9 protein-coding genes are annotated in these 11923 nt (G+C 70.7%); 6 read left to right on the forward strand and 3 right to left on the reverse strand.

Features of this window, described 5'->3' with window-relative positions:
* Complete coding sequence (fdhD, locus tag ACWDN5_RS16705) at positions 1–834, forward strand: formate dehydrogenase accessory sulfurtransferase FdhD (RefSeq protein ID WP_449676927.1); 834 nt, start codon at positions 1–3, stop codon at positions 832–834.
* Here the strand turns inward: fdhD and ACWDN5_RS16710 are convergent.
* Genes ACWDN5_RS16710 through sucC form a run of 3 tightly spaced genes read right to left on the reverse strand, consistent with a single transcriptional unit; the run spans position 822 to position 3655 of the window.
* On the reverse strand, positions 822–1625 hold the full coding sequence (locus ACWDN5_RS16710) for a LysR family transcriptional regulator (RefSeq protein ID WP_449676928.1): 804 nt from the start codon (positions 1623–1625) through the stop codon (positions 822–824). The genes fdhD and ACWDN5_RS16710 overlap by 13 nt on opposite strands.
* A complete protein-coding gene (sucD, locus tag ACWDN5_RS16715; RefSeq protein ID WP_310972796.1) occupies positions 1625–2506 on the reverse strand; it encodes a succinate--CoA ligase subunit alpha in 882 nt (293 codons plus the stop codon). The genes ACWDN5_RS16710 and sucD overlap by 1 nt, the downstream gene beginning before the upstream one ends.
* Positions 2507–2509: 3 nt before the next feature.
* Positions 2510–3655: an ADP-forming succinate--CoA ligase subunit beta gene (gene sucC / locus ACWDN5_RS16720; protein WP_449676929.1), complete on the reverse strand. Its 1146-nt coding sequence runs from the start codon at positions 3653–3655 to the stop codon at positions 2510–2512.
* 247 nt (positions 3656–3902) lie between these two features.
* Between sucC and ACWDN5_RS16725 the strand changes: the two genes are divergently transcribed.
* The 5 genes from ACWDN5_RS16725 to ACWDN5_RS16745 all read left to right on the forward strand — a co-directional run bounded on the left by ACWDN5_RS16725 (position 3903) and on the right by ACWDN5_RS16745 (position 11922).
* Entirely contained in the window at positions 3903–5633 is a 1731-nt protein-coding gene (locus ACWDN5_RS16725) for a thiamine pyrophosphate-binding protein (protein ID WP_449676930.1), read from the forward strand.
* Positions 5634–5647: 14 nt separating this feature from the next.
* Positions 5648–6877, forward strand: coding sequence for a formyl-CoA transferase (frc, locus tag ACWDN5_RS16730; RefSeq protein WP_449676939.1), 1230 nt, complete (start codon positions 5648–5650; stop codon positions 6875–6877).
* A gap of 1 nt (position 6878) precedes the next feature.
* Positions 6879–9005, forward strand: a complete 2127-nt coding sequence (locus tag ACWDN5_RS16735; RefSeq protein WP_449676931.1) for an acetate--CoA ligase family protein — start codon at positions 6879–6881, stop codon at positions 9003–9005.
* A gap of 103 nt (positions 9006–9108) precedes the next feature.
* Positions 9109–10488: an OFA family MFS transporter gene (locus ACWDN5_RS16740; protein WP_449676932.1), complete on the forward strand. Its 1380-nt coding sequence runs from the start codon at positions 9109–9111 to the stop codon at positions 10486–10488.
* A gap of 51 nt (positions 10489–10539) precedes the next feature.
* Positions 10540–11922: an OFA family MFS transporter gene (locus ACWDN5_RS16745; RefSeq protein ID WP_449676933.1), complete on the forward strand. Its 1383-nt coding sequence runs from the start codon at positions 10540–10542 to the stop codon at positions 11920–11922.
* The last annotated feature ends 1 nt before the right edge of the window (position 11923 follow it).

Raw genomic sequence — 11923 nt, forward strand, 5'->3', positions numbered from 1 at the left:
GTGGGGCGCATGACGAGCAGGCGGCGGGTCGTGCGCGTCCACGACGGACGGCCCACCGCGCGGCCGGACACGCTGACCGTCGAGGAACCCCTCGAGATCCGGGTCGCCGGCCGGCCGCTGACGATCACCATGCGCACCCCGGGCGACGACTTCGACCTCGCCGCCGGCTTCCTGGTCGGCGAGGGCGTGGTCCGCGCGGCGGCGGACATCCGGTCGATCCGCTACTGCGCCGGCGCCACGGCCGACGGCGGCAACACGTACAACGTCCTCGACGTCGTGCTCGCCGACGGAGTCGCCCCGCCGGACGCGTCGGTGGAACGCAACTTCTACACGACGTCCTCGTGCGGCCTGTGCGGCAAGGCGAGCCTGGACGCCGTACGCACCACGGTCACCTGGCCGGTCGCCGACGACCCCCTGGTCACCGACCCGGCGACCCTCGTCTCGCTGCCGGACGAACTCCGCGCGGCCCAGCGGGTCTTCGACCGGACCGGCGGCCTCCACGCGGCGGGACTGTTCGACGCCGACGGGAAGCTGTTGTGCCTGCGCGAGGACGTCGGACGGCACAATGCGGTGGACAAGGTCGTCGGCTGGGCGACCCGGGACGGCGTGCTGCCGCTGTCCGGGACGGCGCTGATGGTGAGCGGGCGGGCGTCGTTCGAGCTGGTACAGAAGGCGGTGATGGCCGGGATTCCGCTGCTGGCCGCGGTGTCGGCGCCGTCGTCGCTGGCGGTGGACCTGGCCGCCGAGCTCGGCCTGACGCTCGTGGGGTTCCTGCGCGGGACGTCGATGAACGTCTACACGCGACCGGACCGCCTCGGTCTTCAGCCGAGCTGAGCGAGGACGGCGGCCACGGCGGGGCTGGCCTCGGCCCGGTGCCCGGCGGCGAGCTGCCACGGCACGGGCCGTTCGAACCGCCGGACGGTGAGCTCCGGGAACCGCGCGGCGGCGGAACCAGGCAGGACGCAGGCGGCGAGCCCGGCCCGCACCAGCCCGGCGGCGACGGCGAGATCGTCGACTTCGAGCGAGATCCGGCGGTGGGGGAAGGCGCGGTCGACGGCTTCGCGGATCGCCCAGCCGGGCGGGAAGTCCACGAGGGAGAGTGCGGACAGGTCGGCGGGGGCCGAGCGGGCGCCGCCGGGTGCGGTGGCCAGGACCAGCTCTTCGGCGGGGAGCAGGGTGGTGACTTCGGCTGAATCGGCGAGTTCATCGCCGGCGCAGGTCACCAGGACGTCCACAGTGGACTCCGGCCGCCGGCCCCGCAGCTGGCGGACCTCCACCGCGAGGACCGGGTGCGCCTGCCGCACCCGCGCCAGCACCCGGTGCAGGTCGGCCAGCAAGCCCGGGCGAACCCCCAGCCGCACCCGGCCCGCCACCGGGGACACGGCCGCCCGGGCCCGTTCCGCCGCCTCCAACGCCGCCCGCGCGGCGGGGACGAAGGCCTCGCCCGCGGGCGTCAGGACCACCCGGTGCGTCGTGCGGTGGAACAGCGGCGTGCCCAGATCCCGCTCGAGCGCCCGGACCACTGTGGACACCGTCGACTGGACCGTCCGCAGGCGCTGGGCGGCCGCCGTGAAGCCGCCTTCCTCGGCGACCGCCACCACCACCGCCAGCTGGCGGAGCTCCATCAGCCCAGCAGCTCGCGGACCAGCGCCGCCGTCTCGCTCGGCGTGCGCCCGACCCGGATGCCCGCGGCCTCCAAGGCTTCTTTCTTCGCCGCGGCCGTGCCCGCCGAGCCCGAGACGATCGCGCCCGCGTGGCCCATCGTCTTGCCTTCCGGGGCGGTGAAGCCCGCCACGTACCCGACGACCGGCTTCGACACGTGGGCGCGCACGAACTCCGCCGCCCGCTCTTCCGCGTCGCCGCCGATCTCGCCGATCAGCACGATCAGGTCGGTGTCCGGGTCCTTCTCGAACGCCTCGACCGCGTCGATGTGCGTCGTCCCGATGATCGGGTCGCCGCCGATGCCCACGCAGGTCGAGAAGCCGATGTCCCGCAGCTCGTGCATGAGCTGGTAGGTCAGCGTGCCGGACTTCGACACCAGGCCGATCCGGCCCGGGCCGGTGATGTCGGCCGGGATGATCCCGGCGTTCGACCGGCCGGGGGAGATGATGCCCGGGCAGTTCGGGCCGATGATCCGCGTCCGTCCGCCGGCCGCGACGGCGTGCGCCCACAGCCGCGCGCTGTCGTGCACGGGGACGCCTTCGGTGATCACCACCGCCAGCCCGATGCCCGCGTCCACCGCTTCGACCACGGCGTCGGCCACGAACGGCGGCGGCACGAACAGCACGCAGACGTCGGCGCCGGCCGAGGCCATCGACTCCGCGACGCTGCCGAACACGGGCAGCGAACGGCCGGGGAACTCCACCCGCTGCCCGGCCTTGCGCGGGTTCACCCCGCCGACGACGTTCGTCCCGGCGGCCAGCATCCGCCGCGTGTGCTTCGCGCCCTCGGAACCGGTGATGCCGGAGACGACGATCCGGCTGTTCTCGTCCAGGAAGACGGCCACGACTCAGACCTCCGCGATCGCGAGCTTCGCCGCCTCGCGGGCGGCGTCGTCCATGGTGGCCACCACGGTGACCAGGGGGTGGGCGGCTTCGGCGAGGATCCGCCTGCCTTCGGCGACGTTGTTCCCGTCGAGCCGGACGACCAGGGGCTTGGTGGCGCGCGCACCGAGGATCTCCAGTGACCGCACGATCCCGGTCGCCACGGCGTCGCACGCGGTGATGCCGCCGAAGACGTTGACGAACACGCTGCGCACCTGCGGGTCGCCGAGGATGACGGTCAGCCCGTCGACCATCACCTGCGCCGACGCCCCGCCGCCGATGTCGAGGAAGTTCGCCGGCCCGCGGGCGCCCGCCTCGGCCGCGGCCGCCGCCACCACGTCCAAAGTGGACATCACGAGTCCGGCGCCGTTGCCGATGACGCCGATGTCGCCGTCGAGCTTCACGTAGTTGAGGCCCTTCGCGCGGGCGGAGCGCTCCAGCGGATCACCGTCCGAAGTGTCGTCGAACGACGAGGAACGGCGGAAGGAGGCGTTGTCGTCCAGGGTGATCTTGCCGTCCAGCGCGACGATCCCGGTCGCCGTCAGCGCCAGGGGGTTGACCTCGACGAGCGTGCAGTCCTCGGCGACGAACACGTCCCACAGCTTCTCGACGACGCCGGCGGCTTCACCGCGGACAGCGGCGGGGAACGCGGCCGCGACGGCAGTTGCGTCCACGCCGTCCCGGGGATTCACCGGTATGCGGACCAGGGCGTCCGGCCGGGTGGCCGCGACCTCCTCGATCTCCATCCCGCCTTCGGCCGACGCCATCGCGAGGAACGTCCGCCCGGCGCGGTCGAGCAGGAAGGACAGGTAGTACTCGTCGGCGATCTCGCTCGCTTCGGTGACCAGGACGCGGTGCACGGTGTGGCCCTTGATGTCCATCCCGAGGATGTCGTCGGCGGCCTGCTCGGCGTCGTCGGCCGTGCGCACCACGCGGACGCCGCCCGCCTTGCCGCGCCCGCCGGTCTTCACCTGCGCCTTGACTACCACCGGGCCGCCGAGGGCGACCGCGGCGGCCCGGGCCTCGGCCGGATCGGCGGCGACCCGGCCGCGGGGGACCGGGACGCCGTGCTTGTCGAAGAGCTCACGGGCTTCGTGTTCGAAGAGGTCCATGCGGGAGCGTCCTTTCCGCGGCAGGGCAGGGCGAAGGGCGTGGAGTGGTGGTCCGCGGGGGCCGGTTCGGAGTCCGGAAAAACCCTGCGGATGGCCCTGGACACGGGCTGCTTGAAGAGTGACTATATGCCTACCCCATACGGTATGCAATCTACAGTCTGCCGCGAAGGGGCCGCTGACCTCGGACATCAGGCGACACGCACCGCCGGACAAGAGAGCTCCGGTGGCGGACCAGAGGAGTTGAGCCATGGCGCTGACCACGACCGGCACCACCGCGGAGGAGAGTGCCGCCGCGACGAACGGCGCCGCGCCCGCCGGGATATCCGGCGGCCACCTGGTGGCCAAGGCGCTGAAGGCCGAAGGGGTCGACACGATCTTCACCCTGTGCGGCGGGCACATCATCGACATCTACGACGGCTGCGTCGACGAAGGCATCGAGGTCATCGACGTCCGCCACGAACAGGTCGCGGCGCACGCGGCCGACGGCTACGCGCGGATCACCGGCAAGCCCGGCTGCGCGGTGGTCACCGCCGGGCCGGGCACCACCGACGCCGTCACCGGGGTCGCGAACGCGCTGCGCGCCGAGAGCCCGATGCTGCTGATCGGCGGCCAGGGTGCGCTGACCCAGCACAAGATGGGGTCCCTGCAGGACCTCCCGCACGTGGACATGATGACGCCGATCACCAAGTTCGCCGCCACCGTGCCGCACACCGCGCGCGTCGCCGACCTGGTGAGCATGGCCTTCCGCGAGGCCTACGCCGGTGCGCCCGGTCCGTCCTTCCTGGAGATCCCGCGGGACGTCCTCGACGCCCGCGTGCCCCTGGAGAACGCGCGCATTCCCGAAGCGGGCCGCTACCGGGCGTCGACGAAGAACGCCGGCGACCCCGCGGACGTCGAGAAGCTCGCCGACCTGCTGGTGCACGCCAAGAAGCCGGCCATCCTGCTCGGCAGCCAGGTCTGGACCACCCGCGCGACCGGGCCGGCCACCGAACTCGTCCGGACCCTGAACATCCCGGCGTACATGAACGGCGCCGGCCGCGGCACGCTCCCGCCCGGCGACCCGCACCACTTCCAGCTCTCGCGCCGGTACGCCTTCGACAACGCCGACGTCATCGTCATCGTCGGCACCCCCTTCGACTTCCGGATGGGGTACGGCAAGCGGCTGTCGAAGGACGCCACCGTCGTGCAGATCGACCTCGACTACCGCACGGTCGGCAAGAACCGCGACATCGACCTCGGCATCGTCGGCGACGCCGGCCAGGTCCTCGCCGCCGTCGCCGAGGCCGCGTCCGGCCGCACCGACAACGGCGCCGTCGGCCGCAAGGCCTGGCTCGAAGAACTCCAGGCCGTGGAGGAGAAGGCGAAGCAGAAGCGGTTGCCGCTGCAGCACTCCGACGCGAGCCCGATCCACCCGTACCGGCTGGTCCACGAGATCAACGAGTTCCTCACCGAGGACTCGATCTACATCGGCGACGGCGGCGACATCGTCACCTTCTCCGGCCAGGTCGTCCAGCCCAAGTCGCCCGGACACTGGATGGACCCGGGTCCGCTCGGGACGCTCGGTGTCGGCATCCCGTTCGTCCTCGCCGCCAAGCACGCGCGTCCGGACAAGGAAGTCGTCGCCCTCTTCGGGGACGGCGCCTTCAGCCTCACCGGCTGGGACTTCGAGACGCTCGTGCGGTTCAACCTGCCGTTCGTCGGCATCGTCGGCAACAACTCCTCGATGAACCAGATCCGCTACGGCCAGGCCGCGAAGTACGGCCTGCCGCGCGAGCGCGTCGGCAACACCCTCGGCGACGTCCGCTACGACGAGTTCGCGCGGATGCTCGGCGGCCACGGCGAAGAGGTCCGCGACCCGGCCGACATCGGGCCGGCGCTGCTGCGGGCGCGCGAGTCCGGCCTGCCGTCGCTGATCAACGTCTGGGTCGATCCCGACGTGTACGCCCCCGGAACCATGAACCAGACCATGTACAAGTGAGCGGAGGCCAGAGCATGGGCAAGGCACTGGAGGGCGTCCGCGTCCTCGACATGACCCACGTGCAGTCCGGACCGTCGTCGACGCAGCTGCTCGCCTGGCTGGGCGCGGACGTGATCAAACTCGAAACCCCCGGCCGCGGCGACATCACCCGCGGGCAGCTGCGCGACCTGCCGGGCGTGGACAGCCTCTACTTCACGATGCTGAACGCCAACAAGCGCAGCATCACGCTCAACATGAAGAGCGCCGAGGGCAAGGAGGTCTTCGAACGGCTCGTGTCCGGAGTGGACGTCCTGGTCGAGAACTTCGGACCCGGCGTGGTCGACCGGTTCGGCTACCCCTGGGAGAAGCTGGCCGCGCTCAACCCGCGGCTGGTCTACGCCTCCATCAAGGGGTTCGGGCCCGGCCGCTACGCCGACTTCAAGGCCTACGAAGTGGTTGCGCAGGCCATGGGCGGCGCGATGAGCACCACCGGCTTCGAGGACGGGCCGCCGACCGCGACCGGCGCGCAGATCGGCGACTCCGGCACCGGCATCCACCTGGTGGCCGCCATCCTCGCCGCGCTGTACCAGCGGACCTCCACCGGCCGCGGCCAGCGCGTCCAGGTCGCCATGCAGGACGCCGTGCTCAACCTGTGCCGCGTCAAGCTGCGCGACCAGCAGCGGCTGGCCCACGGCCCGCTGGGGGAGTACCCGAACGACCAGTTCGGCGCCGAGGTCCCGCGCTCGGGCAACGCCTCCGGCGGCGGCCAGCCGGGCTGGGCGGTGAAGTGCGCGCCCGGCGGGCCGAACGACTACATCTACGTGATCGTCCAGCCACCCGGCTGGGCCCCGCTCGCCCGGCTGATCGGCAAGGCCGAACTGGCCGACGACCCGGCGTGGGCCACCCCCGAGGTGCGGCTGTCCAAACTGGACAAGATGTTCGCGCTCGTCGAGGAGTGGACCGAGAAGCACACCAAGTGGGAAGTGATGGAGAAGCTCAACGCCTGCAACATCCCGTGCGGCCCGATCCTGTCCACGAAGGAGCTGATCGAGGACGAGACCCTGGCCGAGCTCGGCTCGGTCGTCGAGGTCCCGCACCCCGAGCGCGGCAGCTTCAAGACCGTCGGCTGCCCGCTCAAGCTGTCCGACTCGCCGGTGGAGATCGAACGGTCGCCGCTGCTCGGCGAGCACAACGACGAGGTGCTGACCGAACTCGGCTACAGCGAGGCGGAACTCGAGAAGTTCCGCGCGGCGGGGGTGATCTGACGTGGCGGATCGCGCGGCGGTCGAGAAGATCCTGGAGCGGGCGGCGGCCGAGGGCCGGTCGTCGCTGACCGCGCCCGAGGGGCGTGCGGTCTGCGAGGCCTACGGTATCCCGACCCCGGCCGAGCGGCTGGCGACCACGGCCGAGGAAGCCGTGGCCCACGCCGAAGCCATCGGGCTGCCGGTGGTGCTCAAGATCGTCTCGCCGGACATCCTGCACAAAACCGAGGCCGGCGGCGTGCTGGTCGGCCTGAACGACGCCGAGGCGGTGAGGGCGGGCTTCGCGCGGATCGTCGACAGCGCGAAGGCCTACGACGCCGAAGCGCGGATCCTCGGCGTCCAGGTGCAGCGGATGCTCACCGAGGGCCAGGAGGTGATCATCGGCTCGGTCACCGACCCGACGTTCGGCAAGATCGTCGCGTTCGGCCTCGGCGGCGTGCTGGTGGAGGTGCTCAAGGACGTCACCTTCCGGCTCGCGCCGACGTCCCCCGGGGAAGCGCTCTCCATGATCGACGGTATCCAGGCGGCGGAAATCCTGAAGGGGGTCCGCGGAGCGGAGCCGGTCGACCGCGACGCCCTCGCCGCGGTGATCACCGGCCTCGGCGAGCTGGTCACCGACTTCCCGCAGCTGTCGGAAGTGGACCTGAACCCGGTGCTCGCTACCCCACGGGGCGCCACCGCGGTCGACGTCCGGATCCTGGTCGACCCGGAGGCGGCGACCCAGCCGCACCGGTTCACCCAGGAGGAGATCCTCGCGTCGATGAACCGGATCATGAAACCTGCGTCGGTCGCGGTGATCGGGGCGTCGGCCGAAGCCGGGAAGATCGGCAACTCGGTGATGAAGAACCTGGTCAACGGCGGGTACGCGGGGGAGATCCACCCGATCAACCCGAAGGCCGCCGAGATCCTCGACCGCAAGGCCTACCCGAGCATCACCGACGTGCCCGGCGACGTCGACGTCGCGGTGTTCGCCATCCCGGCGAAGTTCGTCCCCGCGGCGCTCGAGGAAGCCGGGAAGAAGGGCGTTGCCGGCGCGATCCTCATCCCGTCCGGCTTCGGCGAGACCGGCAACATCGAGCTGCAGGACGAGGTCGTCGCGATCGCCCGCAAGCACGGCGTGCGCATCCTCGGTCCCAATATCTACGGCTACTACTACACGCCGGAGAACCTGTCGGCGACCTTCTGCACGCCGTACGACGTCAAGGGCGGCGTGGCCCTGTCGTCGCAGAGCGGTGGCATCGGGATGGCGATCCTCGGGTTCAGCCGCTCGGCGAAGATGGGCGTCTCCTCGATCGTCGGCGTCGGCAACAAGGCCGACATCGACGAAGACGACCTGCTCACCTTCTTCGAGCACGACGAGAACACCGAGCTCATCGCCATGCACCTCGAGGACCTCAAGGACGGGCGCGCGTTCGCGGAGACGGCCAAGCGGGTCTCGCGGCGCAAGCCGGTCGTGGTGCTCAAGGCCGGCCGGACGTCCCAGGGCGCCAAGGCGGCGAGCTCGCACACCGGCGCGCTGGCCGGCAACGACAAGGTCTACGACGACATCCTCCGCCAGAGCGGCGTGATCCGGGCGCCCGGGCTGAACGACCTGCTCGAGTACGCCCGCGGCATCCCGCTGCTGCCCACGCCGCAGGGCGAGAACGTCGTCATCATCACCGGCGCCGGCGGCTCGGGCGTGCTGCTCTCGGATGCCTGCGTCGACCACGGCCTCGACCTGATGGCGATCCCGCCGGACCTCGACACGGCGTTCCGGAAGTTCATCCCGCCGTTCGGCGCGGCCGGCAACCCGGTGGACATCACCGGCGGCGAACCGCCCTCGACCTACCGCAACACGATCGCGCTGGGCCTGGAGGACGACCGCATCCACGCCCTGATCCTCGGCTACTGGCACACCATCGTCACCCCGCCGATGGTGTTCGCGGAACTGGTGTCCGAAGTGGTCGGGGAGTACCGGGCGAAGGGTGTTCACAAGCCCGTCGTCGCATCGCTTTCCGGAGACGTCGAAGTCGAAGAAGCCAGTCACTACCTGTACGAACATGGCATCGTCGCCTACCCGTACACGACCGAAAAGCCCGTGGCCGTGCTCGGCGCGAAATACCGCTGGGGGCGGGCCGCGGGCCTGCTCTGAACATCCTCCACAGGGGCTGGCCCACTCACCAGGAAAGGACGAAGATCCCACCGCACGACGGCAACAGAGGGACATGAGTCAACGGTGACGAAAGAGAACTCTTATGACCGCAGCCACGTACCAGGAGATCACCGACAAGAACGGAAGAGTCTACCGGGTCGGTGAGACCGACCGGGACATCATGGGCCGGCCACGGTGGACGATGGTCGTCCTGCCCTGGGTGGCCATGATGGCCATCAGTTCTTCGGAATACGCGTTCACTTCGGCCGAGGACACGCTGTCCTCGGCGCACGGCTGGCACGGCGCGCACATCTTCTGGCTGCTGGCCGTCTGGGTGTTCTTCCAGGCCGCGGTCGCCTTCCCCGCGGGCAAGATGCGGGAGAGCGGCCGGCTGTCGGCCCGGTCGGCGATGCTGCTGGGCGCGGCGGGCACCGTGCTCGGGTACCTGGCGCTGGCCTACGCGCCGAGCGTCTTCTGGGCCTACCTCGGCTTCGGCCTGTTCGGTGGCGGCGGGGCCGGGTTCGTCTACGCGACCTGCATCAACATGGTCGGCAAGTGGTACCCGGAGCGCAAGGGCGGGAAGACCGGCTTCGTCAACGGCGGGTTCGCCTACGGCTCGGTCCCGTTCATCTTCATCTTCACGAACTACCTCGACCTGGGCAACTACGGCACCATCCTGCCCGCGGTCGGGCTGTTCCTGGCCGCGGCCGTCGCGGTCAGCGGGTTCTTCTTCCGCGACCCGCCGAAGAACTGGTGGCCGGCGCACGTCGACCCGCTCAAGGTGCCGGACGACCCGCGCGTGCGCCGGTCGCTGGCGAAGAACCCGCCCGCGGTCAAGCAGTTCACGCCGCGGGAGGCGCTGAAGACCGGCATGCTGCCGCTGATGTGGATCTGCCTGCTGTGCACGGCGGGGGTCAACATCTTCGGCATCTCCGCGCAGGTCCCGTTCGGCAAGGAGATGGGCTTCGCGGGCGGCATCGTCGCGCTGGCCATGAGCCTCAAGGCGGTCATCAACGGCGCCGGCCGCGGCGTGATCGGCTGGATCTCCGACCGCTACGGGCGGCGGCAGACGCTGCTGCTGGTCTGCGTGGTGCTGGGGCTGGCCCAGGTCGCGGTGTACCTGTCCGGCTCGATCGGCAGCATGCCGCTGTTCCTGCTGGCGTCGATGGTGTCCGGGTTCGGCGGCGGGGCGATCTTCCCGCTGTTCGCCGCGCTCACCGCCGACTACTTCGGCGAGAACAACAACGCCAGCAACTACGGCCTCGTCTACAGCTCGAAGCTCGTTTCGGGGATCGTGGGCGCGGGCCTCGGGAAGCTGGTCATCGACGAGTGGGGCTACGGCGCGGCCTTCTACCTGGCCGCCGGGACGAGCCTGCTCGCCGCCGGTCTCGCCCTGTTCCTGCGCCAGCCGGGCCGCAAGCCCGGCGGGATGCGCTCCGGGCTCGCCGAAACCGAGCTCGTCGCGCGACCCGCCACCGGCTGACGTCCGGCAGAACGGAAGGACCGAAATCGGCGCGGACGAAAGAGATTTCTCATGACCACAGCGCAATACCAGGAGATCGTCGACGAGAACGGCCGGGTGTACCGGGTCGGCGAGACCCCGCACGACATCATGGGACGCTCACGCAGCTGGATGGTGTGGCTGCCCTGGATCGCCATGATGGCGGTCAGCGTCTTCGAGTACGGCTGGGGTGCGGTCGAAGGCACCCTGGAAGAGAAGTACGGCTGGACGCTGTCGGACGCGTTCTGGCTGGCCAGCATCTGGGCGGTGTTCCAGGCCGGAGTCGCGTTCCCGGCCGGGCGCCTGCGGGAGAAGAACATCGTGTCGGCGAGGACGGCCATGCTCGCCGGCGCCGCGTGCAGCGCGATCGGCTACTTCACCATTTCCCACAGCGGCAACCTGGTGCTGGCGTTCGCCGGCTACTCGGTGCTGGGCGGGATCGGCGCCGGGCTGGTGTACGCGACCTGCGTCAACATGGTCGGCAAGTGGTACCCCGAGAAGCGCGGGGCACGGACCGGGTTCGTCAACGGCGGCTTCGCCTACGGTGCCGTCCCGTTCATCTACGTGTTCGCCGCCTTCCTCACCCCGGCCAACTATTCGACGATCCTCGACGTCATGGGCGTGTACATGCTCATCGCCGTCGGGGTCTGCGGGTTCCTGTTCAAGGACCCGCCGAAGAGCTGGTGGCCGAAGGACGTCGACCCGCTCACCTGGGTCCGCGACCGGAAGTCCGCGACCGGGGGACTGGCCAAGAACCCGCCCGCGGTGAAGCAGTTCTCGCCGATGGAAGCCGTCCGGACCGGGATGCTGCCGCTGATGTGGGTGTGCCTGGTGATCATCGGCGGGGTGTCGCTGTTCGGCATCAACTTCCAGGTGCCGTTCGCGAAGGTGAGCCACTTCGGCGCGTTCGTCGCCGCTTCGTCGGCCGGGGTTCTGGCGGTCGTGAACGGCACCGGCCGCGCGGTCGTCGGCTGGGCGTCCGACAAGCTCGGGCGGCGGCAGACGCTGACGCTGGTGCTGGTGATCGCGGCCGTCGCGCAGTTCGGCGTGCTGTACGCCGGGAACACGCACAACCTGGTGCTGTTCATGGTGTTCGCGTTCCTGACCGGGTTCGGCGGTGGCGCGTTCTACCCGCTGTTCGCGGCGCTGGTGCCGGACTACTTCGGCGAGAACAACAACGCGTCGAACTACGGGCTGGTGTACAGCGCGAAGCTGGTCGGCGGCGTCGGCGGCGGCGGGCTCGCCGCCGGGGTCATCAGCGTGTGGGGCTACACGGGCGCGTACCTCCTCGCCGGGGGCATCGCGCTCCTTTCGGCGGTGCTGACGCTGTTCCTGCGCCAGCCCGGCCGGAAGCGCCACCAGCTCGCCGAAACCCAGCTTGTTGCGCGCCCGCCCTCGGCTGCGGGCCCCAGCTGAT

This window comes from Amycolatopsis sp. NPDC003731 (assembly GCF_053586895.1).